This window comes from Streptomyces sp. NPDC107546 (genome assembly GCF_055639175.1).
Genome location: NZ_JBVKBA010000020.1, coordinates 71,279 through 96,614, shown reverse-complemented (window position 1 = coordinate 96,614; position 25,336 = coordinate 71,279). Strand labels below are relative to the sequence as shown.

The 25,336-nt window shown below is 71.7% G+C and carries 23 protein-coding genes; 8 read left to right on the top strand and 15 right to left on the bottom strand.

Annotated elements, in window-relative coordinates:
• The first annotated feature begins 166 nt into the window (after nt 1-166).
• On the top strand, nt 167-1,171 hold the full coding sequence (locus ACZ7L1_RS26615) for a zinc-binding alcohol dehydrogenase family protein (protein WP_471440577.1): 1,005 nt from the start codon (nt 167-169) through the stop codon (nt 1,169-1,171).
• 3 nt (nt 1,172-1,174) lie between these two features.
• On the opposite strand, the gene ACZ7L1_RS26610 is transcribed toward ACZ7L1_RS26615, so the two are convergent.
• A complete protein-coding gene (locus ACZ7L1_RS26610) occupies nt 1,175-2,038 on the bottom strand; it encodes a Cof-type HAD-IIB family hydrolase (RefSeq protein ID WP_471440531.1) in 864 nt (287 codons plus the stop codon).
• 292 nt (nt 2,039-2,330) lie between these two features.
• Here ACZ7L1_RS26610 and ACZ7L1_RS26605 point away from each other — a divergent pair, with 292 nt between their 5' ends.
• Nucleotides 2,331-3,383 carry a LacI family DNA-binding transcriptional regulator gene (locus ACZ7L1_RS26605; RefSeq protein ID WP_471440530.1) on the top strand — a complete coding sequence of 351 codons (1,053 nt, stop codon included), beginning with the start codon at nt 2,331-2,333 and terminating at the stop codon, nt 3,381-3,383.
• A 51-nt stretch (nt 3,384-3,434) separates the two neighbouring features.
• Here the strand turns inward: ACZ7L1_RS26605 and ACZ7L1_RS26600 are convergent, their stop codons facing one another.
• The 4 genes from ACZ7L1_RS26600 to ACZ7L1_RS26585 are packed head-to-tail and all read right to left on the bottom strand — an operon-like array spanning nt 3,435 to nt 7,721.
• Nucleotides 3,435-4,499, bottom strand: coding sequence for an endo-1,4-beta-xylanase (locus ACZ7L1_RS26600; RefSeq protein ID WP_471440529.1), 1,065 nt, complete (start codon nt 4,497-4,499; stop codon nt 3,435-3,437).
• A gap of 58 nt (nt 4,500-4,557) precedes the next feature.
• Nucleotides 4,558-5,427, bottom strand: a complete 870-nt coding sequence (locus ACZ7L1_RS26595) for a carbohydrate ABC transporter permease (protein WP_471440528.1) — start codon at nt 5,425-5,427, stop codon at nt 4,558-4,560.
• Entirely contained in the window at nt 5,424-6,422 is a 999-nt protein-coding gene (locus ACZ7L1_RS26590) for a carbohydrate ABC transporter permease (protein WP_471440527.1), read from the bottom strand. Before ACZ7L1_RS26590 ends, ACZ7L1_RS26595 begins: the two co-directional genes overlap by 4 nt.
• A gap of 6 nt (nt 6,423-6,428) precedes the next feature.
• A complete protein-coding gene (locus ACZ7L1_RS26585; protein WP_471440576.1) occupies nt 6,429-7,721 on the bottom strand; it encodes an extracellular solute-binding protein in 1,293 nt (430 codons plus the stop codon).
• A gap of 284 nt (nt 7,722-8,005) precedes the next feature.
• Between ACZ7L1_RS26585 and ACZ7L1_RS26580 the strand changes: the two genes are divergently transcribed.
• Nucleotides 8,006-10,243 (top strand): beta-xylosidase/alpha-l-arabinosidase, encoded by a 2,238-nt coding sequence (locus ACZ7L1_RS26580; protein ID WP_471440526.1) that lies wholly within the window; start codon nt 8,006-8,008, stop codon nt 10,241-10,243.
• Between the two features lie 217 nt (nt 10,244-10,460).
• On the opposite strand, the gene ACZ7L1_RS26575 is transcribed toward ACZ7L1_RS26580, so the two are convergent.
• The 4 genes from ACZ7L1_RS26575 to ACZ7L1_RS26560 all read right to left on the bottom strand — a co-directional run bounded on the left by ACZ7L1_RS26575 (nt 10,461) and on the right by ACZ7L1_RS26560 (nt 14,070).
• Nucleotides 10,461-10,895 (bottom strand): protease inhibitor, encoded by a 435-nt coding sequence (locus tag ACZ7L1_RS26575; protein WP_471440525.1) that lies wholly within the window; start codon nt 10,893-10,895, stop codon nt 10,461-10,463.
• Between the two features lie 384 nt (nt 10,896-11,279).
• A complete protein-coding gene (gene grpE, locus ACZ7L1_RS26570) occupies nt 11,280-11,804 on the bottom strand; it encodes a nucleotide exchange factor GrpE (RefSeq protein ID WP_471440524.1) in 525 nt (174 codons plus the stop codon).
• 2 nt (nt 11,805-11,806) lie between these two features.
• The gene (dnaK, locus tag ACZ7L1_RS26565; RefSeq protein ID WP_471440523.1) at nt 11,807-13,672 is read right to left on the bottom strand and encodes a molecular chaperone DnaK; all 1,866 of its coding nucleotides are present in this window, start codon (nt 13,670-13,672) and stop codon (nt 11,807-11,809) included.
• 38 nt (nt 13,673-13,710) lie between these two features.
• Nucleotides 13,711-14,070, bottom strand: a complete 360-nt coding sequence (locus ACZ7L1_RS26560) for a J domain-containing protein (protein ID WP_471440522.1) — start codon at nt 14,068-14,070, stop codon at nt 13,711-13,713.
• Nucleotides 14,071-14,364: 294 nt separating this feature from the next.
• On the opposite strand from ACZ7L1_RS26560, the gene ACZ7L1_RS26555 reads away from it, so the two are divergent.
• On the top strand, nt 14,365-14,841 hold the full coding sequence (locus ACZ7L1_RS26555) for a hypothetical protein (RefSeq protein WP_471440521.1): 477 nt from the start codon (nt 14,365-14,367) through the stop codon (nt 14,839-14,841).
• On the opposite strand, the gene ACZ7L1_RS26550 is transcribed toward ACZ7L1_RS26555, so the two are convergent.
• Entirely contained in the window at nt 14,805-15,167 is a 363-nt protein-coding gene (locus ACZ7L1_RS26550; RefSeq protein WP_471440520.1) for a MerR family transcriptional regulator, read from the bottom strand. The two genes, ACZ7L1_RS26555 and ACZ7L1_RS26550, sit on opposite strands and share 37 nt — an antisense overlap.
• A 321-nt stretch (nt 15,168-15,488) precedes the next feature.
• On the opposite strand from ACZ7L1_RS26550, the gene ACZ7L1_RS26545 reads away from it, so the two are divergent.
• Entirely contained in the window at nt 15,489-17,078 is a 1,590-nt protein-coding gene (locus ACZ7L1_RS26545) for a purine-cytosine permease family protein (protein ID WP_471440519.1), read from the top strand.
• Entirely contained in the window at nt 17,078-17,755 is a 678-nt protein-coding gene (locus ACZ7L1_RS26540; RefSeq protein ID WP_471440518.1) for a cyclase family protein, read from the top strand. Before ACZ7L1_RS26545 ends, ACZ7L1_RS26540 begins: the two co-directional genes overlap by 1 nt.
• A 6-nt stretch (nt 17,756-17,761) precedes the next feature.
• Here the strand turns inward: ACZ7L1_RS26540 and ACZ7L1_RS26535 are convergent, their stop codons facing one another.
• Nucleotides 17,762-18,928: a PucR family transcriptional regulator gene (locus ACZ7L1_RS26535; protein WP_471440517.1), complete on the bottom strand. Its 1,167-nt coding sequence runs from the start codon at nt 18,926-18,928 to the stop codon at nt 17,762-17,764.
• A gap of 127 nt (nt 18,929-19,055) precedes the next feature.
• On the opposite strand from ACZ7L1_RS26535, the gene ACZ7L1_RS26530 reads away from it, so the two are divergent.
• A complete protein-coding gene (locus ACZ7L1_RS26530) occupies nt 19,056-20,225 on the top strand; it encodes a lactate 2-monooxygenase (protein WP_471440516.1) in 1,170 nt (389 codons plus the stop codon).
• Nucleotides 20,222-21,259 (top strand): 2-hydroxyacid dehydrogenase, encoded by a 1,038-nt coding sequence (locus ACZ7L1_RS26525; protein ID WP_471440515.1) that lies wholly within the window; start codon nt 20,222-20,224, stop codon nt 21,257-21,259. The genes ACZ7L1_RS26530 and ACZ7L1_RS26525 overlap by 4 nt, the downstream gene beginning before the upstream one ends.
• Before the next feature lie 7 nt (nt 21,260-21,266).
• Here ACZ7L1_RS26525 and ACZ7L1_RS26520 read toward each other — a convergent pair whose 3' ends face one another.
• From ACZ7L1_RS26520 to ACZ7L1_RS26505, 4 genes are all read right to left on the bottom strand, one after another.
• A complete protein-coding gene (locus ACZ7L1_RS26520) occupies nt 21,267-22,367 on the bottom strand; it encodes a glutamate--cysteine ligase 2 (protein ID WP_471440514.1) in 1,101 nt (366 codons plus the stop codon).
• A 147-nt stretch (nt 22,368-22,514) separates the two neighbouring features.
• Complete coding sequence (locus ACZ7L1_RS26515) at nt 22,515-24,104, bottom strand: RICIN domain-containing protein (protein WP_471440513.1); 1,590 nt, start codon at nt 24,102-24,104, stop codon at nt 22,515-22,517.
• A 532-nt stretch (nt 24,105-24,636) separates the two neighbouring features.
• Nucleotides 24,637-25,014 carry a toxin Doc gene (locus tag ACZ7L1_RS26510; RefSeq protein ID WP_200423029.1) on the bottom strand — a complete coding sequence of 126 codons (378 nt, stop codon included), beginning with the start codon at nt 25,012-25,014 and terminating at the stop codon, nt 24,637-24,639.
• A 3-nt stretch (nt 25,015-25,017) separates the two neighbouring features.
• Nucleotides 25,018-25,263: a hypothetical protein gene (locus tag ACZ7L1_RS26505; RefSeq protein ID WP_471440512.1), complete on the bottom strand. Its 246-nt coding sequence runs from the start codon at nt 25,261-25,263 to the stop codon at nt 25,018-25,020.
• Nucleotides 25,264-25,336 lie beyond the last annotated feature (73 nt).

Below are 25,336 nucleotides of genomic sequence, written 5' to 3'. Positions count from 1 at the left end.
CCGCCCGGGCCCCGGGCCGGGCACGGCCGGGCACCCGCGCTGTCCGCAAGGCACAGACCGATGCTGCAACGCTCGGGCCGCCCCGAGCACGGAGGCCGTGCCGCGCGCCGGAGCGTCGGCATGGCGACACTGGAAGGAGGCAGTCGTGGACGGGACGGGGCACGTGATGCGCGCATGGGTGGTGGACCGGCCGGGGCCCGTCCAGCGGGAGCCGCTCGCTTGCGTGGAGCGGCCGGTCCCGGTGCCGGGCTCCGGTGAGCTGCTGGTGCACGTGCGGGCGTGCGGTGTGTGCCGTACGGATCTGCACGTGGCCGAGGGTGACCTGCCGGTGCGGCGGCCGCGGGTGACGCCCGGGCACGAGGTGGTCGGCGTGGTCACCGGGATCGGCGGGGGCGTGAGCGGGTGGGCGAGCGGCGACCGGGTGGGCGTGGCGTGGCTGCGCCGCACGGACGGCACGTGCCGGTACTGCGTGCGCGGCGCCGAGAACCTCTGCCCGGCCTCCGAATACACCGGCTGGGACGCCGACGGCGGCTACGCGGAGTACACCACCGTGCCGGCCGCCTTCGCCTACCGGCTGCCGCAGGAGGTGGACGACGTGGCCTCGGCGCCGCTGCTGTGCGCGGGCATCATCGGCTACAGGGCGCTGCTGCGGACGTCCCTGCCGTCGGGCGGGCGCCTCGGGCTGTACGGGTTCGGCGGCAGCGCGCACCTGTGTGCGCAGGTGGCGCTGGCGCAGGGGGCCACGGTGCATGTGCTGACCCGGGACGAGGCCTCGCGGAGGCTGGCGCTCGAGCTCGGGTGTGCGTCGGCGGGCGGTGCCTACGACGCGCCGCCGGAGCCGTTGGACGGGGCGATCCTGTTCGCGCCGGCCGGTGATCTCGTCCCGGTGGCGCTGCGGGCGCTGGACCGGGGCGGGGTGCTGGCGATCGCGGGCATCCATCTGAGCGACGTCCCGGCCCTGCGGTACGAGAGCGAGCTGTTCTACGAGAAGGAGTTGCGCAGTGTCACCTCGAACACACGCAAGAACGGCCGGGAGTTCCTGGACCTCGCCGCCAGGTACGGGGTACGGGCGACCACGCACCCGTACCCGCTGTCCGAGGCGCGGCGGGCGCTCGGCGACCTGAAGGCCGGGCGCTTCGACGGGGCGGCCGTGCTGGTGAACGACCTCTGAGTGTCAGCCGGTGGGCAGGTGCATCAGGCGGGTGATGGTGCGCAGAACGCCGTTCTCGGTGTTGGGGGGCGCGAGGTGGCGGGCGCGGCGGACCACGTCCGGGTGCGCGTTGGTCATGGCGAAGGACCACTCCGCGGCGTCGAGCATCTCCAGGTCGTTGAGGTAGTCGCCGAACGCCAGCGTCTGCGCGGGTGTGATGCCGAGGGCGCGCTGGAGCCTGCGCAGGGCGGCGCCCTTGTTGGCGGTGCGGTTCATGATGTCGACCCAGTGCTCGCCCGAGACGACGACCTGGTGGGTGGCCGTGATCGGCTCCAGGGCGGGGGCGGTGGTGCGCTCGACGGAGCCGAAGTCGAAGAGGGCCACCTTGAGGAACTCGTCCTCCACGGTGGTGAGGTCGTCGACGGGCTTCAGCAGGGCGTAGTACCTGCTCGCCTCGGCCATGAAGGCGTCGTCCGTGCGCTCGACGTAGGCGGAGTTCTTCCCGCACAGGACCGCTCCGACATCCACGCCGTCGGCCGCGAGCCGCCGTGTGGTCCCGACGACGCGGGCGGCCACCGCGGGGTCGAGGGGGTCGGAGCTGAGCTCCACGCCGTCACGGACGACATACGTGCCGTTCTCGGCGACGAACACCATGCCGTCGTCGGCGTCGGCGAACTGACGGGCGAGCGTGGCGTACTGGCGGCCGCTGGCGGGGCTGAACAGCACGCCGCGACGCCGCAGCTCGGCGAGGAGGGGCCACAGCCCGTCGGGGATGCGTCCGCTGCCGTCGAGGAGCGTGCCGTCCATGTCGGTCACGACGAGCCGGATGTCGACGGGGTCGCTCGGCAGCTCGGGGGCGGTGAGGAGGCAAGCGGGCGTGGCGGACATGTCCTGCTTTCTGTGTGAGGCCGAGGGAGGGGGGCTCGGCCGGGGGTCTGCTGTCCTCGGCGCCGTTGCCTCGTCAGGCACCCGATGATAGTCGGCGCTCTTCTTCGAGGTGATCGAGGGTGCTCCTGGGGACCGGCAGCCCGACGCGACCTCGGCCGGGATACCGAACGGGCCAGGACTAGGCTCGGGCGCGCAGGACGTCCCTCTCACACGGCTTCACACGACCGCCGTTTTTCCGGAAGACTTCTGCAAAGTTTCGAGAGTGCGTCCCGGAGCAACGGAGGTGGGGCAAGTGGCAGCGCACGAGGCCGACGCGGAGGAGGCACACGAGGAGCGCGGCAAGGTCACGATCACGGAGATCGCCCGGCAGGCGGGGGTCTCGGTGCCCACCGTGTCCCGTGTCGTCAACGGCCGCTCCGACGTGGCCCCGGGGACCCGTGCCCGGGTCGAGGACCTGCTGCGCCGGCACGGCTACCGCAAGCGCGCATCGGCGGCCGGCACCCGCGCCGCCCTGCTCGACCTGGTCTTCAACGACCTCGACAGCCCCTGGGCCGTGGAGATCATCCGGGGGGTCGAGGAGGTGGCCCACGCCGCCGGGGTGGGCACGGTGGTGTCGGCGATCCACGGGCGCTCCGGCGACGCCCGGGAGTGGATGCAGAACCTGCGGGCGCGGGCCTCCGACGGGGTCATCCTCGTCACCTCGGTGCTCGAGCCGGTCCTGCACGAGGAGCTGCGCATCCTGGGCGTGCCGATCGTGGTCGTCGACCCGGCCGGCTCCCCCGCCCTGGACGCGCCCACCATCGGCGCGGCCAACTGGTCGGGCGGCATGGCGGCCACCGAGCATCTGCTGAGCCTCGGGCACCGCCGCATCGGACTGGTCGCGGGCCCGCCCCGGCTGCTGTGCTCGCGGGCCCGGCTGGACGGCTACCGCGCGGCGCTGGAGGGCGCCGGGATCGCCGTGGACGAGTCCCTCATCGTGCCCGGCGACTTCTACCACGAGTCCGGGTTCACCGGCTGCAACGCCCTTCTTGACCTGCCCGAGTCGCCGACCGCGATCTTCGCGGCGAGCGACCAGATGGCGCTGGGCGTGATCGAGGCGCTGCGGCGGCGCGGGCTGCGGGTGCCGGAGGACATGAGCGTGGTGGGTTTCGACGACCTTCCGGAAGTCCGCTGGTCGGCTCCGCCGCTGACCACCGTGCGCCAGCCGCTGGCCGAGATGGGCAAGTTGGCCGTGCGTACGGTGCTGCGGCTGGCCCGTGACGAGCAGCCGGACTCGCCGCGCGTGGAGCTGGGCACGGAGCTGGTGGTGCGGGCCAGCACGGCGCCGCCGCGGAAGGTGGGCTGACACGTGTGGCCCGGCGGTGCGGACACCGCCGGGCCACGACGCGGTACGCCGTTACTTCCCTCCCAGCGCCTCTCGGAGCGCGAAGTACGCCGGTTTGGGCCGCAGTTGGTCGTCCCACGGCAGGGCGGCGCCCTCGCCGGGGAAGACCGCCGGGATCCACGAGTACTTGTCGGTGTAGTCCCACACCGTGACGCCCACGCAGCGCCGCACCGCGAGGCACGCCTTGGTCAGATCGCGGTACCAGGTCGCCTGCTCGGCCAGCTTCTCGTCGGTGGCGGGCAGTTGCATACGGACGTCGACCTCGGTGAGCGCGGTGTCGAGACCGAGCCGCGAGAAGCGACGCAGGTTGTCCTCCAGCGTGGACGGATAGCCGTACTGCAGGGCTAGATGGGCCTGGAAGCCGATGCCGTCGAGCGGGACGCCCTGCGCCTTGAGGTCCTGGGCGAGTCGGTGGTAGGCGTCGCTCTTAGGGCCGGTGGCCTCGATGTTGTAGTCGTTGAGGTACAGCTTGGCGTGCGGGTCGGCCTGGTGGGCCCAGCGCAGCGCATCGGCGATGTAGCCTGGGCCGAGCGTCTTGTACCAGATGGTCTCGCGGTAGGTGCCGTCCTCGTTGAACGCCTCGTTGACGACGTCCCAGGAGTAGACCTTGCCGCGGTAGTGCCGTACCTCGGTGGTGATGTGCTTCTTCAGCACGGCGCGCAGTTCGCCGGGCGTCCAGTCGCGCGAGGTGAGCCAGTTCGGCAACTGGCTGTGCCAGACCAGGGTGTGGGCGCGGACACGCTGGTGGTTCTTCCGGGCGAGGTTCACGATCTCGTCGCCCTTGGCCCAGTCGAAGACGCCCTGCTCGGGCTCGGTGGCGTACCACTTCATGCCGTTGCCGGGGGTGATCATGTCGAACTCGCTGCCGAGGAGCGCGGTGTAGGCGCCGTCGGTCAGTTCGGGGTTGTCCGTCGCGCTGCCGAAGTAGCGGCCGTGCCGCTGAGCGAGTTCGGCCAGGGTCGGCGGCTTCTCCTTCGCCTGGGCCGCCGGGCCGGTGGCGAGGCCGACGCCCACGAGGAGCGCGGCGAGGGAGCCGGCCAGTCTGAGCCGGGTGCGGGACGGGGTGCTGGTGCGCATGGTGCGACTCCTCACAGTCAGGTGTGTGCTTGAGCCGTACGTTGGCGGGACGGGTGCGTCATCCCTTGGTGGCGCCCGTGGTGAGGCCGCCGACGAGCTGGCGTTCGGCGACCGCGTAGAAGGCGAGGGCGGGGACCATGGCCAGGACGAGGTACGCGAAGACGCGGGCGGTGTCCGAGGCGTACTGGCCCTGGAACTGCTGGACGCCGACCGGGATGGTCCACCATTTCGGCTCGTTGAAGACGAGCAGCGGCAGCAGGAAGTTGTTCCAGCTGCCGACCACGGCGAGGACGGAGACGGTGCCGAGCGCGGGTCGCGCCATCGGCAGCAGCACCCGCCAGAAGAAGCCGAACGGGCCGCAGCCGTCGAGGGTGGCCGCCTCCTCCAGTTCGCCGGGGATCTCCCGGAAGAAGCCGCGCAGGATGACGATCGTCATCGGCAGTCCGAAGGCCGCCTGCGGGAGGATCACGCCCAGCGGGTTGTCCAGCAGGTCCATCGAGCGCAGCAGCAGGAACAGGGGCAGCACCGCCACCGCGAAGGGGAACATCAGCCCCACCGTGAACAGCGTGAACAGCACCTCGCGACCGCGGAAGGCGAACCGGGCGAAGGAGAACGCGGCGAGCGCGGACACCGCGACGACGAGGACGGTCGTCGCCACCGCGATGAACGTGCTGCTGCCGACCATCCGCCAGAACGAGCCGGAGCCGAGGATGCCCGTGTAGTTGGACGTCACCCAAGGGTCGGGCAGCCCGATCGGGTTGCGGGAGAGCTGGTCGGTGGACTTGAAGCCGGACAGCAGGGCGTACAACACGGGCACGGCCATCACCGCGCCGACGACGACGAGTACGGCGTGCACCGGCAGGGTGCGCGCCCGGGTGGCGCCCTTGCGCGGTGGCCGGGTGGTGGAACCGGCCTTGGTCAGCGTCATGCGCCGTCTCCTCGCATCGTGGTGGTGGCTCCTTCCAGGTCGCGGCGGAGGACGAACCGCTGGTAGGCGAGGGCGAAGACGAGGCTGATGCCGAACATGACCACGCTGATCGCGCTGGCGTAGCCGACCTGGTAGCGCTTGAAGCCGTACTGGAACATGGTCACGGCCATCGTCTCCGAGTGGTGGTCGGGGCCGCCCGTGGTGACCACCCACACCAGGTCGAAGAGCTGGATCGAGCCGATGACCGACAAGAACGCGCTGATGCGCAGTGTGGGGGCCAGCAGTGGCAGGGTGACACTGCGGAACCGCTGCCAGGGCCCCGCGCCGTCGATGAGCGCCGCCTCGGTCAACTCGGCCGGGATGCCCTGCAGTCCGGCCAGGTAGAGCATCATGTGGAAGCCGAAGTACTTCCACATCATGACGAGAAACAGGGTCGCCATGACGGTGGAGGGGTCGGAGAACCACTTCCCGCCGAGGCTGCCGAGGCCGATGTCGCTCAGCAGGTGGTCGGCGAGGCCGTCGTCCGGGGCGAAGAGCATGCTGAACAGCACGCCGGTGATGGCCTCGGACAACACGTAGGGGGCGAAGAACAGCATCCGGTAGACGGCCCGGCCGCGCAGCCGCTGGTTGAGCAGGACGGCCATGGCGAGCGCGAACGGCAGCTGCAGCGCGAGCGACAGGACCACCAGCATCAGGCAGCGCCACAGGTCGCCGAGGAACACCGGGTCCTGGAAGAGCCGGGTGAAGTTGTCGACGCCGACGTAGTCCGAGGGCATGCCGAAGCCGCCCCAGCGGAAGAACGCGGCGTACACGGCGAACAGCAGGGGCAGCAGGACCAGGACACCGAACAGCACCAGGGCCGGCAGTTGGAAGGAGACCGCGGTGAGCCAGTGCAGCGCGCGCCGCCGAGCCCGCCCGCGGGCCGCGGCGGCGGCCGGGGGCGGAACGACGACACCGGGGCCGGATTGCTTGTCCGGGAGATAGGTGGAGGTCATCGCCGGCTACTGCTCTTCCTTCGCGACCTTGGTGATCGACTGCGCGACCTGCTCGGGTGACTTGGAGCCGGCGATGAGGGCGGCGACGCTGTCGTTGACCTCCTGGCCGACGGCGGGCGCGTAGGCCTGGTCGAGGTAGAGCTGGAAGCCGGTCGCGTTCTTCAACTGCTGGTTCACCGCCTTGAGGTTGGGATCGGCCAGGGCGTCCTCGGCCGCGGTGACCACCGGTATGACCCCGGTCCTGGCGACCAGGGTGCGGTCGGTGGCGGCGGAGGCGAAGAACTTCAGGAAGTCGATCGCGGCCTGTGGGGCGCCCTTGCGCACGGCGTGGCCGCCGCCTCCGCCGAAGACCTCGGTGAGGGAGCCCTTGCCGCCCTCGACCGTGGGGAAGGGGAAGAAGCCGAGATCCTTGCCGATGCCCTTGCCTTCGCTCTTCTCCGTCTGGGGTGCCCACTGGCCCATCAGCTCCATGGCCGCTTTGCCGTTGCCGACGGCCGCGGCCTGGCCGGTGGGGGTGGAGTAGGCGGCGCCCAAAAACCCCGTCTGGAACGGCTGGAGTTGGACGAGGTCCTTCAGGTGCTGCCCGGCCTCGACGAACCCGGCTCCGGTGAAGTCCTTGCTGTCACTGGCCTTCCGGAGTGCGTCGATGCCGGCGGTGCGCATGGCCAGGTAGGCCCAGTAGTACATGCCGGGCCACTTCTCCTTGCCCGCCAGGGCGATGGGGGTGATGCCGGCGGACTTCAGCTTGCGCACGGCGTCGAGGAAGGCGCTCCACGTGGTCGGCGGCGCGCTGACGCCCGCCCGCTCGAAGAGCGCCTTGTTGTACCAGAAGCCGACCATGCCCATGTCGAACGGGATGCCGTAGACCTTGTCGTCCAGCAGGTACGGCTGCCGCGCGACCTGCAACAGCGAGCCGCTCCACGCCTTGGTGCCGTCGGTGAGGTCCTCGACCAGCCCGGCGTCGACCTGCTGCTTGAGGACACCGCCGCCCCAGGTGTGGAAGATGTCCGGCAGCTTTCCGGAAGCGGTCAGCGCGGTCATCTTCGACTTGTACGCCTCGTTCTCCAGCGCGACGATCTTGATTTTCACCTTGGGGTTCTGCGCCTCGAACTGCCGGGCGAGGGAGGCCCAGACGCCCTTCGCGGGGTCTGTGGTGGTGATGTTCCACCACTCGATCGTGGTCGTCCCCGACGACCCTCCGTCCGAGCCGCCGCCTCCGCAGGCGCTCAGTGCCGTCATTCCGAGACCGGCGGCGGAGGCGGCCAGGAAGCCGCGGCGGGACAGAGCCGGGTCGCCCATCATGAGCTCCTTGGGGTACGGGACGGAACGTCCACATCCGTCCGATGAGGTGATCACAACAGTCAGGACTGAAAAGTTTCCGAAACGCTCCGGAAACGGGACTGCTGCCGCACCCTAGAGACAGCCCACGAAACGTGGCAACCCCCTGTACGCCGCGAATTCCCGCCCAACCGAGAACGGTCGCCGGGGCGTTGACAGCCCCCAGGTCGCCCCGTAACTTCCGAGCACATCAGTCCGAGAATTTCTGACGGATTCCGGAAACCCCCCTGGGATCAAGGAGTTCCATGGTCCAGCCCTGGCAGGACACGACGCTGCCCGCTCCTGTACGCGCGGCCGATCTGCTGGCCCGGATGACCCTGGAGGAGAGACTGGCCCAGCTGTACAGCGTCTGGCTCGGCACCTCCGCCGACGGCGAGGATGTGGCGCCGCTGCAGCACGAGGTGGCCGAGGACGTCGACCTGGATGCCCTGCTCCCCCATGGACTCGGCCAGCTGACCCGCCCGTTCGGCACCGCCCCGGTGGAGCCGGAGAAGGGTGCCGTGCGTCTGGCGAACCTCCAGCGCAGGGTCGCGGCGGCCAACCGCTTCGGCATCCCCGCGCTGGCCCACGAGGAGTGCCTGACCGGCTTCACCGCCTGGCGCGCCACGGTCTTCCCGACGCCGCTCGCGTGGGGCGCGTGCTTCGATCCGGCGCTCATCGCGGAGATGGCGGCAGGCATCGGCGACGGCATGCGCGAGGCCGGCATCCACCAGGGGCTCGCGCCCGTGCTCGACGTGGTGCGCGATCCCCGCTGGGGCCGCACCGAGGAGTCGATCGGCGAGGACCCGTACCTGGTCGGGACCATCGGCACGGCCTACGTACGCGGCCTGCAGTCGGCCGGGGTCATCGCCACGCTGAAGCACTTCGCGGCCTACTCCGCCTCACGCGGCGCCCGTAACCACGCGCCCGTGTCGATCGGTCCGCGGGAGCTCGCGGACGTGATCCTTCCGCCGTTCGAGATGGCGGTGCGCGACGGCGGGGCACGGTCGGTGATGCCCGCCTACAACGACCTGGACGGGCTGCCCGCCCACGCCCACGCCCCCCTGCTGACCGAACTGCTGCGGGAGGCGTGGGGGTTCGAGGGCACGGTCGTCTCCGACTACTTCGGCGTGTCCTTCCTCGAGTCCGCCCATCGCGTGGCGGACTCGCCGGGCGGGGCGGCCGCGCTGGCCCTGACCGCGGGCGTCGACGTGGAACTGCCCACCGTACGCTGCTTCGGCACCCCGCTGCTCGAGGCGGTCCGCTCCGGACAGGCGCCGGAGCCGGCGGTCGACCGGGCCGTGCTGCGCGTGCTGACCCAGAAGTGCGAACTCGGGCTGCTGGACCCAGACTGGGAGCCGCAGCCGCCGCCGGTCCTCGACCTGGACCCGCCGCGGCTGCGCGAGTTGGCGGCACGGGTCGCCGAGGAGTCGGTGGTGCTGCTGGCGAACGCGGGCGGTGTGCTGCCGCTCGGCGACGGGGGGCGGATCGCCGTCGTGGGCCCGCTCGCCGACGATCCGGCCGGGATGATGGGCTGCTACGCCTTCCCGCGCCACGTCGGCGTGGAACACCCGGACGTGCCGATGGGGGTGAGGGTGCCGACCGTGCGGGAGGCGCTGGCGGCCGAGTTCCCGGGCGCCCGGCTCGTCGACGACCCCGCCGCGGCGGATCTGTGCGTCGCGGTGCTGGGTGACCGCTCCGGGCTGTTCGGGCGCGGCACCTCGGGCGAGGGCTGTGACGCACCCGACCTGCACCTTCCGGACGGCCAGGGCGAGTTGCTCGACGCCCTGCTGGAGACCGGGACTCCGGTGGTCCTGGTCCTGCTGACGGGGCGGCCCTACGCACTGGGCCGCTGGGCAGACCGGCTGACCGCCGTGGTGCAGGCGTTCTTCCCCGGTCAGGAGGGCGGCCGGGCCGTCGCGGGGGTGCTGTCCGGCCGGGTCAACCCGTCCGGGCGGCTGCCGGTGAGCGTGCCGCGGGACCCCGGCGGGCAGCCGTGGACGTACCTGACCCCGCCGCTGGGGCAGGTGAGTGGTGCCAGTTCCATCGACCCGACGCCGCTGTTCCCGTTCGGGCACGGGCTGTCGTACACGCGGTTCGACTGGGAGGCGCCGCAGGTCGACGACCCGGCTCCGGCCACGGACGGCGAGACGTCGCTGCGGCTCACGGTCCGCAACGCGGGGGACCGGGCCGGCACGGAGGTCGTGCAGATCTATCTGCGCACCCCCGTGGCCCGGGTGGCGCGTCCGGTGACGCGTCTGATCGGTTACGCGCGGGTGCCGCTGCGGCCGCAGGAGTCCGCGGTGGTCCACGTCACGGTCCCGGCCGACGCGGCGGCGTACACGGGCCCCGACGGCTCACGAATCCTCGAGCCGGGGCCCCTGTTCGTCGATCTGGCCACCTCCAGCACGGACACCCGCCATACGGTCGAGCTGACGCTGACGGGCGAGAAGCGGGTGGTCGGGCACGACCGCCGGTTCGGGTGCGAGGTGAGCGTGAAATAGCCGAGACGTCCCGGCCACCTGGTCGGAACGATGACCGCAGGACCACATCGTGGGCGCTGGGCCGTCGAGGCCGAGTGATTCCGGGGGCCGGCCGGCAGCCCCACTCTGTCCGGCCGGCCCCCGGCGGGGGATCGCGTGGCGTGTCGCGACAGGGCTCGCACTCCCCAGTCACGAGCCTTGGATCCTTGCTCGCGTCAGTCCGCGCGACCCCGGTCTGTCAGAACTCGAAGACGGCGGTCCCGTAGGAGTTCTTCACACACTCGTTGGCGAAGGTGCGCTGGTAGTCGACGCGCTTGCCCTGCCAGACGCCCTGCACGGTGACGACCACCGGGTTGTAGAGCTTGGTGCACATGACGCCCTCCTGGTACGACAGGGCATCCAAGTCGCCACCGACGGCGCGGAGTTCGGCGCAGGCATCGGGGGCGTCGGGATGACTGCCGGAGGCGGTCGGGGCGCAGTTCAAGGTGACGGCGCGCTCAGGGGTGGCGGTGGCGGCCTGCTGACCGCGGCCCATGGTCAGCACGAGCGCCGACGGGGCGTAGAGGGTCGCGGGGGCGGCGGTCGGGGCGGCGAGCGCGGACCCCGTGAGGGGGCCGCAGACGGCGGTGGCCGTCAGGGTGAGGGTCGCTGCCCAGCGCGCGGTGTTCGGCATTGTGTGCATCCTTCCGCTCGGGTCGGGTCGCCGGCACGGCCCCGACGGAGCCTGTGCCGGAGCCGTCCGGTCGGGTGCCGGTTCGGCGAGCGCGAGTCTGCCGACTCCTGACACGAAACTCACATCGACCCCTCACATTTCAGTAACTTTGAGTATTGAATCAGTGGCGTGATGTCACAGAAATCGAACGCTCAGGGCCTGAAACTGAGCGGGTGAGGGTCGCTGGAATCGGTCGAATGGCCGGATTCCCCCGCCTCGGCAATCGGCCTGAAACATTCCGCTTATCGGCTTGAGCAAGCGCTCTCTCCTGTCCGGGCGAACCGTCGGCCCGGAAAGGGGGCCGAACCCGCGGGGTCCGGCCCCCTCCTCCACGGAACTTCTGCGTCACCCGGCGGCGGGACCGCCCCGTTCGCCGCCGGCCCGCTCCACGGCGCTCCCCTCGTCGACCCGGGTCGCGCCGGACGGCGGCGGTCCCGCGACGGTCACGCGGGCCGGACGCAGCAGGCGGTCGCCGACCCGGTAGCCGGGCGTCAGGATCTCCGTGCACATCAGGCGGTCGGCGTCCGGGACGACCACATGCGTGACCGCCTCGTGCCACTCGGGGTCGAAGGGCTCACCCTCCTCCCCGAACGTCTGCAGGCCCACCGAACCCAGCTGGGTCCCGAGGACCTCCGCGACGGCTCTGAGACCCGGCGTCATCGCCTCCTGTCTGCGGGCGGCCTCGACGGCGTCCAGCACGGGCAGCAGTGCGCGCAGGACGTTCTCGACGGCGATCTCGCGCACCGCCATGCGGTCGCGCCGCACCTGCTTGCGGTAGTTGTCGTACTCGGCCTTCACCCGCTGCAGGTCGGCGGTGCGCTCGTCGAGCAGACGCCGCAGCTCCGTGCTCCGCGGCCGGCTCCGGTCCATGGTCAGCCCGCCCGTGACGTGTCGTCGTCGTCCACGATCTCGGCGTCCACGACCTCCTCTTCGGCCTTGGCACCGCCGCCCGCCGCGGCACCCTGCTCCGATGTCGTGCCGCCCTCGGCGCGCGCCTTGTCGTACATGGCGCTGCCGATCTTCTGGGCCGCGGCGGCGGCCTTGTCGATGGCCTGCCGGATCGCCGCGGTGTTGTCGCCCTTGAGCTGCTCCTTCAGTTCGGCGACGGCACTTTCCGTCTCGCTCCTGGCGTCGGCGGGTATCCGGTCCGCGTTGTCGGCGATGAGCCGCTCCGTCTGGTAGACGAGTTGCTCGCCCTGGTTGCGGGTCTCGGCGGCCTCGCGCCGCTTGCGGTCCTCCTCGGCGTGCTGCTCGGCCTCGCGGACCATGCGGTCGATGTCGTCCTTCGGCAGGGCGGAGCCGCCCGTGACGGTCATCTTCTGCTCCTTGCCGGTGCCGAGGTCCTTCGCCGTGACGTGCATGATGCCGTTGGCGTCGATGTCGAAGGAGACCTCGATCTGCGGCACTCCGCGCGGGGCCGGCGGCAGACCGGTCAGCTCGAACATGCCGAGCTTCTTGTTGTACGCCGCGATCTCGCGCTCGCCCTGGTAGACCTGGATCTGCACCGACGGCTGGTTGTCCTCCGCCGTCGTGAAGATCTCCGAGCGCTTGGTCGGGATCGTGGTGTTGCGCTCGATCAGCTTGGTCATGATGCCGCCCTTGGTCTCGATACCCAGCGACAGCGGCGTGACGTCCAGCAACAGAACGTCCTTGACCTCACCCTTGAGCACACCCGCCTGCAGCGACGCGCCCACGGCCACGACCTCGTCCGGGTTGACACCCTTGTGCGGCTCCTTGCCGGTCAGCTCCCGCACCAGGTCGGTCACCGCGGGCATCCGGGTGGAACCGCCCACGAGGATCACGTGGTCGATGTCGGACACCTTGATCCCGGCGTCCTTGATCGCCTGGTGGAACGGCCCCTTGCAGCGCTCCAGCAGATCGGCGGTCAACTGCTGGACCTGGGCGCGTGTCAGCTTCTCGTCCAGGTGCAGCGGGCCCTCCGAGGAGGCCGTGATGTAGGGCAGGTTGATCGTGGTCTCGGAGGAACTCGACAGCTCGATCTTGGCCTTCTCGGCGGCCTCGCGCAGCCGTTGCACCGCCATCTTGTCCTTGGACAGGTCGACGCCGTACGCGTTCTTGAACTGCTTGACCAGGTGGTCGACGATCCGCTGGTCCCAGTCGTCACCGCCCAGGCGTGTGTCGCCGTTGGTGGCCTTGACCTCGATGACGCCCTCGCCCATCTCCAGCAGGGACACGTCGAAGGTGCCGCCGCCGAGGTCGAAGACGAGGACGGTCTGGTCGTTCTCCTTGTCGAGTCCGTAGGCCAGCGCGGCCGCCGTCGGCTCGTTGATGATCCGCAGGACGTTCATCCCCGCGATCTCCCCGGCCTCCTTGGTGGCCTGCCGCTGGGTGTCGTCGAAGTACGCGGGCACGGTGATCACGGCGTCGGTGACGTCCTCACCGAGGTAGGCCTCCGCGTCCCGTTTCAGCTTCTGCAGCACGCGCGCGGAGATCTCCTGGGCCCGGTACTGCTTGCCGTCGATGGTGCCGCTCTCCGGGAAGCGCCAGCTCTGGTCGTCCATGTGGCGTTTGACGGAGCGCGCGGTGCGCTCGACGTTGGTCACCGCCTGCCGCTTGGCCACCTCGCCGACCAGCACCTCGCCGTTCTTGGCGAAGGCCACGACCGACGGCGTGGTCCGGGCGCCCTCGGTGTTGGTGATGACGGTGGGCTCGCCGCCCTCCAGGACCGCGACCACCGAGTTCGTGGTGCCGAGGTCGATACCGACCGGACGTGCCATGGGGCTTCCCTCCTCGTCGTCCGTCTTCCTCCAGCGGGTCAGAGGGTCCGTTCCACCCGGACCGGGCCCGCGCGCAGGAGGGGCGCCCGTACCGGGATCCGCCCCGTGGCAGTCGTCACGACGGCCGCAACACCACGCACCGGCGCGGGGACGGCAGCGGGCGCAGCGCGTCGCCGGCGGTCCAGGGCCGCGCGTGCGGCGGGGTCACGGAGCGTCTCGTAGGCGCCGAGCACCCGCGCGAGCGCCTCCTCGGTCACCTCGTCCGACCGGGTGTCGGGGTGCAGTCGGCGTACCAGGCGCCGGTACGCCGAGGTGATCCGGTCGGGCGAGGCCGAGGGATCCACCCCGAGGACGTCGTAGGGGTCCGGCGCGGCGCCGGCGGCCCTCCGCGTGTCCACCGTCCCACCTCCTCGCCCACTGCGAGCGGCCCGGCGGGTGCCCCTCCGGGCTGCGGGTTCGCACCTGACTTCCTCACTAGTCTGGATAAAACTTGAGTCGCCTCTTGTCAAGCAGGGCCCGGCGAGGTATATGGGTGCCCGTAGGCACCGGTGAACGCCCACCGGAGCGGGGGCTCTTTCATCGTCCGCCTCGATCCGCCGGGCGTCGATCCGGAGTCCGCCGACGTGAACGTGGAGCGCGATCCTGACCGTGGGCACCGATTGTCCCGCCACCGACGTCAGGGTGATCGCCAGGTGACCGAAACCGGGTGCGGCGGGCGACCGCGCAATCGCGGTGCGCAGGCGGGCACCGTCGTCATCGCCCGTCCGATCCCGGCCGACCGATCGGAGGTGGTGTGTGTGATCACCGAACTGGCCGTCGAGCGTGTCGAGTTCACCTGTGGCTCGTGCTGGCACCGCTGGAGCCTCGACTACGACGTCCAGCGGTCCACGGACGGCCACGGGGACGAGTGGGAGTACTTCTATCGGGACAACACCCCCGTACCCTCCCCGTACACACTGCAGGGTGCGCCGCCGTGCGTGCACTGCGGCCGCCGCTGGGTCGGCCGTCTGGTGGCGCGCCGTCCCGTGCCGCTACCCGGCGGCTCCGACGCCCCGCGCAGCCCGGTGCCGGGAGACGGCAGCCACCGCCCGGAGCGGCACGACGCGCCGCTGCTGCCGGCCGACGCCCACCCTCAGCCGGAAGCGGCTCCCGGCCGCTCGTCCGGGTGACCGTCCGCCCGGCTCCGTTCCCCGGGCGGCGCGGCCGCGGCGCGCGCGGCGGCCAGGTCCTCCTCCAGGATCCCCACCCGCTCGCGCAGTGTCAGCACGCGCCGCACCCCGGCGAGGGTGACCCCTTCCGCGACCAGGTCCATCACCTCGGCCACCCGGTCGATCTCCCGCCGGGAATAGCGGCGCTGGCCGCCCGTGGAGCGGGCCGGGACCACGATGCCGTGGGCGTCCAGCCGCCGCAGGAAGGCGGGCTGGACGCCCAGCATCTCGGCGACCTGGCCGATCGTGTACAGCGCGGCATCGGCATCGTCGATGGAGAGGGCCATCCCGACTCCTCGGTCCGAGGGACCAGACCTCCACCTCAGATTACAGATTTCCTGTCTGCCCCAGAACAGGGTGGAAGGCCATCGGGTCGCATCATCGGGTCGCATGGCCCGTCCAGGGTCCGTGGTGGATGAACCATCCACCGAGCGCTCCCGAACTGGATGAAGAATCCTCTGGTGCCGGCCACGTCCGCGGTTTTAACGTCGGCGAATCCCCGTGGGACGGCTTCCTCGCGCACCGCACACCCCTGCGGTGGTCCGGAGCCGTCCGGCCCCGCAGCGCCACGAACGCGCTCCACCGTCCCTCCCCCCGCTGGAGCCCCGTTGCCCGAGAATTCCACCCCCTCCGCCGCCGCGCCGCCCTCCCTCACCGAGGTCGAGGCGTACGGCGTGGAGCGCATCCCGGACGCCGACCGCACCGCGACTCCGCTCGACCTGTTCCGGGTCGCCTTCGGCGGCGCGAACACCTTCTCGACCTGTGTCCTCGGCGCCTTCCCGATCCTGTTCGGCCTCTCCTTCCGACAAGGACTCGCGGCGACGGTCCTCGGCGTGGTCGCCGGTGCGCTGATCCTGTGCCCCATGGCGGTGTTCGGCCCGGTCAACGGCACGAACAACGCGGTCTCCTCGTCCGCGCACCTCGGGGTGCACGGCCGCGTGGTCGGATCTTTCCTGTCCCTGCTCACGGCCATCGCGTTCTTCTCGATCTCGGTGTGGAGCTCCGGCGACGCCCTGGTCGGCGGCGCGCACCGGCTGTTCGGGCTCGAGCGCAACACACCGTCGTACGTCGTCGCCTACGCGCTGTTCGCCGGTCTGGTGCTCGCGGTGTGCGTGTACGGCTTCCGGTTCATGCTGTTCGTCAACAAGATCGCGGTGACGTCGGCGACGGTACTGTTCCTGCTCGGCGCGGTCGCGTTCGCCGGGGACTTCGACCCGTCGTACGCGGGTGTCTTCACCGCCTCGGCCGATCCGGCGACCAAGGCGCTGTTCTGGCCGTCCTTCATCGGCGCCGCGCTGATCGTGCTGTCGAACCCGGTGTCGTTCGGCGCGTTCCTCGGTGACTGGTCGCGCTACATCCCCGCGGACACGCCGCGCCGCAAGGTGGTCGGCGCCGCGTTCCTGTCGCAGATCGCGACGCTGCTGCCGTTCGTGTTCGGGCTCGCCACCGCGAGCATCATCGCCAAGCAGGCGCCGAAGTACGTCGACCCTTCGGCCCCGGACTTCGTGGGCGGACTGCTCGCGATCTCACCGACCTGGTTCTTCCTGCCGGTGTGCCTGCTCGCGCTGATCGGGGGCATGTCGACGGGCACGACGTCGCTGTACGGGACGGGCCTGGACTTCTCGTCCGTCTTCCCACGGCTCACCCGAGTGCAGGCGACGCTGGTGGTGGGCGTGCTGTCGATCGCGTTCATCTTCATCGGCCGTTTCGGGCTGAACCTGGTGCAGTCGATCTCCACGTTCGCCACGATGATCATCACCTGCACCACTCCCTGGATGGTCGTGATGATGCTGGGCTTCTACACCCGGCGCGGCTGGTACGACCCGGACGCGCTCCAGGTCTTCAACCGCCGTCAGCGCGGCGGCCGTTACTGGTTCGCGCACGGCTGGAACTGGCGGGGCATGACCGCCTGGTGGGTGGCGGCGGTGATCGGCGTGCTGTTCACGAACATCCCGGGCCAGTTCGTCGGCCCGCTCGGAGACCTGGCGAACGGCGTCGACATCAGCCTGCCGCTGTCACTGGCCGTCGCCGCGGTCCTGTACCTGGCGCTGCTGCGGCTCTTCCCCGAGCCGCGGGCGGCGTACGGGCCCGAGGGCGCGCGACTGGCCCGTACCGCCGAGGCGCCTGTGCCGCCGATCACCGGTCCGGGCGCGCCGCAGGGCGACTGCGCTCCGGCACTCGCGGTCGAGGGCGGCTGATGGAGTCCTGGCTCGACCTGTCGGTGCCCGTGGTCACCGGGATGCCCGTGTATCCCGGTGACCCGCAGGTCGAGGTGGAGCGGGCACTTCGGGTGGCCACGGACGGGGTCAACGTGCTGGCGTTGCACCTGGGTTCGCAGTCCGGCACGCATGTCGACGCGCCGTACCACGTGGACTCGGCGTGGCCCGCGCTGGACGCGCTGCCGCTGGAGCGGTTCGCGGGCCCGGCGGTGGTGGCGGACGTAAGGGGCCTGCCGGCCCGGACGCCGATCACACGCGAACTGCTCGCGCCCGCGCTGAGCCTGCTGCGACTGCGGCCGGGCGCGATCCTGCTGGTGGCCACGGGCTGGTCGGCGTACTGGGGCACGGACGCCTATCCGGCCCATCCCTGGCTGACGCCGGAGGCGATGGAGGCGGTGGTGGGCGCGAGCGTCCGCACGGTCGGCGTGGACGCGCTGAGCGTGGACGCGACCGGCGACCCGGACCTGCCCGCGCACCGGGTGCTGTGCGGGGTGGGCGGGGTGATCGCCGAGAACCTGCGGGGCCTGGACCAGGTCGTCGCCGCGCAGGCGGCGGGCCGCCCGGTCGACGTGTTTCTGTTCCCGCTGCACCTGCCGGGCGCGGACGGCGCACCGGTCCGGGCGGTGGCCCGTGTGGGTACCGGAGCCAGGGCGTGAGGCCCGTCAGGCCCTGAGTGTGCGGGCGATGTCCAGGGTCAGGCGCTGCCAGGGGTCGCGTGGGTCGCGGGACGTCAGGGTGTGCACGCGGCGCAGGCGGTAGCGCAGGGACTGGGGGTGGAGGTGGAGGGCGCGGGCGGCGGCGGTGGCCGAGCCCGCGTCGATGTACGCCGTCAGGGCCTTGAGCAGGTGGCGTTGTTCCGGGTCGGTGAGGGGGCCTAGGACGAGACGGGCGATGTGGTCCGGGGTGGCCGCCGGGTGCCCGGCGAGCAGGGCCAGCACGTGTGCGTCGGCGTCGTCGAGGACGCGGCCGGGCCGGTGGGCGTGGGCGGGGGCCGTGTCGAGGGCGTCGGCGGCCAGTCGGTGGGCGACGGCGACCCGGTCCAGGCCCTCGCCCGTGATCGCGCAGCCACGCCACACCCGGGCGTCCAGGAGGGCCGGTGCCCGGCCGACGGCCGTGGCGGGCAGCAGCAGGACCGCGCGGGAGCCGCGCACCGTCGACAGCGCCCCGGCGCCGCCGAGCGCACCGAGGAGTCCGGCGGCGGCCTCGTACGACATGTCGGGGCCGCCACCCGTCGCGGGCTCGGCCACCAGCAGGCAGTACGGGTCGGGGAGTTGGACGCCCAGCCGGGCCGAGCGGTCCGTCAGCGCGCCCACCGAGGCGTGCCGGCCGGCGATCAGGTCGTCGAGCAGCAGTCGCAGCGCGCGGTCCCGGTCCCCGGCCAGGTCCTCGGTGGTCGCCGCGTACGCCGTGGCCATCTCCTCCGACAGGGTGTCCAGAGCCGTCAGCAGGACCCGGGCCAGGGCGAGGCCGTCCGCCGCCGTGAGCGCGCGCCCACGCGCGGCGACCTCGTCGGTGAGGACTGCGGCGGCCACCCGGTAGGCGCGCAGCACGGCCTGCACGGGGCGGCCGTCGGCGGCGCGGGCCGCCGCGATCCCGCGGAAGCGGCGCAGATCGGCCGGTCCCAGGGTGCCGTCGGTTGCCCACAGGTCCAGCAGCCGGTCCACGCCCCAGGCCGCGATGGCCCGGACCTCCGGCAGCCGGCTGTCGTCGAGCGAGGCGTACACCGGCACCGTCGCGTGGACGGCGGCGACGACCGCCTCCACGACCCGCGGGTCGGCGACGGTCTCCGCCCGGACGGCGCTGCGGGTCTTGAGCGGCTCACTTGTCACAGGGTGATGATTCCAGCCGTGCGATGTGCGCACCACGGTGGACGGACCTTGTCACGTTCGCCAGGATCATCGGCGTACAGCGTGGTCGTACTACGCGGTCTCAGGGACGAGAGGCGGGACGTACGGGATGGCGAAGCACTGGGCGGACTTCCAGTACGAGATCTATCTCAACGGCATGACGGGCGCGGTACCGCGGCTGCCCACCGATCTGACCCGGCTGGAGGCGCTGACCGAGCAGCGGCTCGGTCCCGGCCCGGTCGGCTATGTGGCGGGCAGCGCGGGCACCGGCAGCACCGCCCGGGCGAACCGGGCCGCGCTCGAGCGGCACCGGATCGTGCCGCGCATGCTGCGGGACGTGCACGAGCGCGACCTGTCCGTGGAGGTGCTGGGGCGGCGGCTGCCCGCACCGCTGGCCCTGGCTCCGATCGGCGTGCTGTCGATCATGCATCCGGACGCCGAATCGGCGGCGGCGCGGGCCGCGGCGGCGCAGGGCGTGCCGTTCGTCCTGTCCTCGGCGTCCAGCACGCCGATGGAGCAGGTCGCGGAGGCGTCGGGTGACGGTGAGCGGTGGTTCCAGCTCTACTGGGCCAAGGACCGCGAGGTCACCCGCAGTTTCCTCGCCCGGGCGAGGGCGGCCGGTTTCACGGCGCTGTTCGTGACGCTGGACACCCCGCTGCTGGCCTGGCGGCCCCGCGACCTGGACCAGGCGTATCTGCCGTTCCTGCACGGGGTGGGCACCGCCAACTACTTCTCCGACCCGGCGTTCCAGGCGGGTCTGGCCAAGCCGGTGCACGAGGACCCCGACGCGGCCGTGCTGCACTTCGTGAACATGTTCGCGGACCCCGGGAAGACCTGGCCGGACCTGGCGTTCCTGCGGGAGCACTGGGACGGTCCGATCGTCCTGAAGGGCATCCTGCATCCCGACGACGCCCGCGCGGCCGCCGACGCCGGGATGGACGGGGTGGTGGTCTCCAACCACGGCGGCCGGCAGGTGGCCGGTTCGGTGGCCGCCGCGGAGGCGCTGCCACGGGTGGTGGAGGCGGCCGGGGACCGGCTGACCGTGCTGTTCGACAGCGGGATCCGCACCGGCGACGACGTGGTCAAGGCGCTCGCGCTGGGGGCGCGGGCGGTGCTCGTGGGACGGCCGTACGCCTACGGTCTCGGGCTCGACGGCCAGGCGGGCGTCGAGCACGTGATCCGCTGTCTGCTCGCCGAGTTCGACCTCACCCTCGCCCTGTCCGGGCACGCCCGCCCCGCCACGCTCGGCCCCGCCGACCTGCTCGAGGAAACCCGATGACCCACACGACCGGCACCACCGGCGCCGACAACGCCACCGACGCCTCCGACGCCTCCGACGCCTCCGACGCCAACAACGTCCTGGCCGTCGTCTCGCCGCACGTCGGCGGGCGGCAGGCGGGTTCCGCGCTCGCCACCTTCTTCCCCGGCGAGGCGCGGGTGACCGTGGTGGAGAGGACCGACGAGGATCCGGTGGCGCTGCGCGAGGCCCACGTCATCGTCACGGGGCTCGGCCCGGTCACCGCGGAACACATCGCCGCGGCACTGGAGTTGAGACTGATCCAGTGCGCGAGTCACGGCTTCGACTACGTCGACCTGGACGCGGCTCGCGGCCGGAACATCCCGGTCTGCAACATCGGCTCGAGCGGCGCCGAGAAGCAGAACGTGGCCGAGCAGACCTTCGCGCTCATGCTCGCCCTGGCCAAGCAGCTGGTCCCGGCGCACACCGCGCTCGTCGACGCCGACTGGGCGCTGCCCCGGCTGCAGCAGTCGATCACCGAGCTGTCCGGCAAGACCCTCGGCATCGTCGGGCTCGGCCACATCGGCCAGGAGGTGGCACGTCGGGCGGCCGCCTTCGACATGTCGATCGTGTACGCGGGCCCGGAGCCGTTGGACGCGGAGACGGAGGCCCGGCTCGGGGCCCGGTACATGGGCCTCGACGAACTGCTGCGCACCTCCGACTACGTGACGCTGCACGCGCCCCTCACCGACGCGACCCGGCATCTGCTGAACGCCGAGCGCCTGGCGCTGCTGAAGCCCACCGCGTTCGTGATCAACACGGCGCGGGGCGCCCTGATCGACCAGGACGCGCTGGCGGACGCGCTGGAGACCGGCACGCTGGCCGGGGCGGGGATCGACGTCTTCGACCCCGAACCGCCCACCGCGGCCCTGAGGTTGCTGAAGGCGCCGAACGTGGTGCTGTCGCCGCATGTCGCCGGTGTCACCCGGGAGACGCTGGTACGGATCGCGCTGGCGGCGGTCCGCAACGCGGCGGACTTCCTGACGAGCGGGGAAGTTCACGACGTCGTGTCCTGACGCAATGTCAGGACTGCGGCTCGCCCTGGGTGTGGCGTACGCACTCCAGGACGACGTCGCGCAGGCTCCCGGTCCGCTCCATGAGTTCCCGCTGCACCCGGGCGCCGTTTCCCCGCTCCAGCAGCCCGGTCACGGCCTGATCCGCTCGGTCCACGTCATCGGTGCCGGCCAGCGCGTCACCGACGTGGTCGAGCAGGTCCCGCACCACCGACTCCGCCGGCATGCGGCGCATCGTCCTCGGGTGCAGCAACTCACGCGCCAGGCCGGCCCGGGCCGCCTGCCAGGCGGCCAGCCGCAGCAGACTCACGCTGTGGTCCACCGGCTCCCGGCCCGCCCGCCACTCGCGCGCCGCGGTCTCCACCAGCCCGCGGGCGAGGGTGGCGATCAACTGCGCGGTATCCGCGTGCAGGCAGACATCGGGGACCCGGATCTCCACCGTCGGGTACCGCTCGGACAGACGCGCGTCGAAGTAGACCATCGCCTCGTCGAGGATGACTCCGGTGGCGACCATGTCGGCCACCCGCCGGTGGTACCGCTCGGGAGAACCGAACAGCTCGGTCGGCCCCGCGGAGGGCCAGCGCCCCCACACCCGGCTGCGGTAGCTGTCGTAGCCGGAGTCCCTGCCCTGCCAAAAGGGGGAGTTGGCGCTCAGGGCGACCAGTACGGGGAGCCAGGGCCGTACGCGGTCGACCACCGCGACGGCCTCCTCGTCCGACTCGACCGAGACGTGCACGTGACAGCCGCAGACCAGCTGTTCCCGCGTGGCGAGGCCGTACTGCTCGGCCATCCACCGGTAGCGGCGGTTCATGCTGAGGGACGGGCTCACCGGCAGCGGTGAGGTGGCCAGCGCGGCCACGGCGCAGCCGATCCCCCCGGCGTGTTCGGCCGCCTCCCGGCGGCAGCGGACGATCTCGGCGCCGAGTTCCGCCATGTCCGTCTGCGGATGCGTGGCGAACTCCAGCATCTGACCGTAGAGCTCCTTCTCGAACAGGCCCTCGTCCGCCTCGTCCTGCGCGGCGCGGGCGAGCACCGCGGCCGACAACGCCTTCGGCTCACCGGTCTCCGGGTCGACCAGGAGGAGTTCCTCTTCCACACCGACGGTCCGCACGTCATGCCGCCTCTCTGTCCGTCTGCCGCGACCACTGGTGATCACGGAGTCATCCGCCCACCCCGACTACCCTCCCGGACGGACGGTAGTCGGCATGAGGGCGCGGCCCTCGGCTCGCCGGTGTGTCTCCCGGAGCGGAGCGGTGGCTCAGACAGGATCGAGGGTGGGTCCGTCTGCGGCCGCCTGCTGCCCGTACGAGCGGGGGTCGGTCGCCCACCGCTGGGCGTCGGAACCGTCCCGGTCCTTGACGACGATGTCGGCGTCCGGGTCGGGGCTCGCGGGCGTGACGGCGAGGCCCGCGCCCCACCGCGGGAGCAACTCGCCCCCTACGGTGAGGTCGTAGCGGACGTCGTCGGCGTGCGTCTGGCCCGCCTCGACGCACGGGGCGAGCGTGACAGCTCCGTCGGTGGCGTGGGAGTCGAGGCACAGGCCCGGGTCGGCGACACTGCGCAGCAGGCCGTCGCTCTCGTACGACCACTTCTGGGTCCACGCCGACGAGCAGGTCGCGAGCCGGGTGCCCGCACCGGCCCTGACCGTGCCGCGGATGTCGAGGCAGAGACCGGCGGCGGCGCGCAGCCGGGTCTCCTGCGGGGCCGTGGGCAGTCCGGCCGTGTCGGACGGCGCTTGGGGGCCGGAGCGGGGCGAGGGGGAGTTCGGGCCGCCGGTCGCGCTCGTGGAGGCGACCGGGTCGGCGCCGCTTCCGTCGTCGGTCCAGACTCCGGTGACCAGCAGGGTCAGCAGGACGGCTACGGTGGCGAAGCCGACGCCGGTCAGCAGGTTCCTCGACTTCCGCTCCCCCGCGGTGATCCTGCGGCCCGCCGCGGGGATCCGGGTGAGCAGCCGGTGGCGTCCGCCCCCGCCCGGGCGCCGTCCGCGGGAGCCGGTGCGCGCGGGGTGTGGGGTGCGGCCGTGCCGGGAGTCGAGGTAGCGCCGGGCGCCCCAGCCGAGGACCGCCTCGGCCAGCAGTGCGCCGAGGCCGTCCTCGCACCGGCGCAGTTGTTCGGCGGCGCAACGGCAGTGGCGGCACTGGAGGACGTGCTGGTACACCTCGGGCAGCAGGTCACCGCCGCGGCGCAGGGGGATGTCGAGGAGCCGGTTGTGGAAGCGGCATTCGGCGCTCGGCGCGAGTTCCCGGTGGGCGCGTACACAGCCGGTCCGGAATTCTTCGCGTGCCTGTTCCAGTGCGGCCGCCGCGGTCTCGGAGTCCATGCCGAGCAGAACGGCAGGGACGGATATGTGTTCGGCTTCGACCTCGGTGTGCCACAGCAGGGACTGGGCGAATGGGGACAGAGCACGGAAAGCGTGTTCGGCGAGGGCGCTGTTTTCGGGTGTCAGGAACTTCGCGGCGCGCATACCGCGACCCCCCGCGGGTTTCCTCAGCTCCGGCAGAACACCGGATATCCGGTCCTCCGCCGCCCATTCCGCGACCGTGTCCCGGACCGCGACGAGAAGGCCCGGACGCAGCGCCACCACGGAACGGGAGCGGGTGAGGTCGCCGAGGACCCGGTGGAAGGCGGCGGCGGTGGCCATCGCGGCGACGTTGCGTGAGGAGGCGAGGCAGATGACCGCGTAGTCGTACGCCGCCTGCCAGTGTCTGGCCATCAGCAACGCGACGGGCAGGGTGGTCTCGCCCACGGGCCGGCCCCTGAGCCGGGCGGCCAGGTTCTCGTCGGATTCTCCCGGTGCCGCGCCGGGACGGGGCGGATAGGGCGGACGCGGGGGGTGGGGGGTGTGCACTGAGCGGGTTCCTTCCAAGGCACAAGGTCGCACACGGAGTTCTGTACGCCGAAAGAACCCGACTGCTGGGCCTTTTCGGCGCCGCGCCGGGAAAAGGGCCACGGGTGACGGCTGCACGGCGGTCATCGGCTGATGAGCCTTTTGAGCTCGCCAACGGCCCGGAATAGCGAGCAGCGATGCCGCCCCGGCCATTGCCCCTGCGCAGACAGGTCACCTTTGCACAGGTCACTCATGGCCAACAAGGCACTTGAACAACATCGGCACCAGGAAAAGGAACAGGGGAGCTCTTGGCGCCAACTCCCTCATTGCGTAACCGCTTTCGCTGTCCCACGCGCCCCGTGTGAACCGCGCGCCCACGCCGGCGCCGCTCGCACGCTCCCGCCGCGGCGGGGCTCCGTAGTCCACTGGAGCCGGCCTCTCTTCGGCCCCGCGCGGCACGGCGGCACTGCCGCGCGCAACGGGCCGCCGACCCTGATCTCCCGCCCTCGGTCGGCGGCCCAGAAGGCGGGCGGGACAGGGGATGTGAGCGACCTCAGATCTGCCAGGACCGCAGTCGGTCCGCTGCACCGTAGACGTCGGCCTTGCCGGAGATCAGGTCACGGGTGAGGTCGACGAGGGCGCCGTAGGGCGGGTCGATGCCGACGCCGCTGACGAACATGTACGCGACCGCGGTGGCGCAGGCGAAACGGGCGTTCGCCGACGGCAGCGGCTTGAGCAGCGCGAGGGTGTGCAGCAGGGCGGCGGCGCGCCAGGCCGGGTCGGAGTCCACACCGAGGCGGGGCGGGTCCACGCGGTGCCGGGCGACCGCGGCGACCAGCGCGGAGAAGTCGTTGATGACGGGCTGGTCCGGCAGGACCTCTTCGTGGCGCTGGAGCAGCCAGGGCACGTCGATATGGATGACGGAGGTCATCGGTCAGGCGTCCTGCCCCTCGCCCCTCACGGGTGGCTCGTCGTCGGGGAAGGCCGCCGCGAACTCGTCGGCGTGCGTGGCGAAGAACCGGCGGAAGGCCTCGGCGCCCTCCTGAAGGGCCCGGTGCCGCGCGATGTCGGCCGCGGCGGCCTCACGCACCAGGGCCTTCATCGACGTACCGCGCTCCTTGGCGATCTGCCGCAGGTCCTCTAGCTCCCGATCACTGAACTCCACGTTGAGGGCTGGCATGCCGTAACGGTACAGCGAGGGTACTTACTCGTAAATACCCCCAGGTCAGCGTGGGGTGCCCACGGTACCGGCG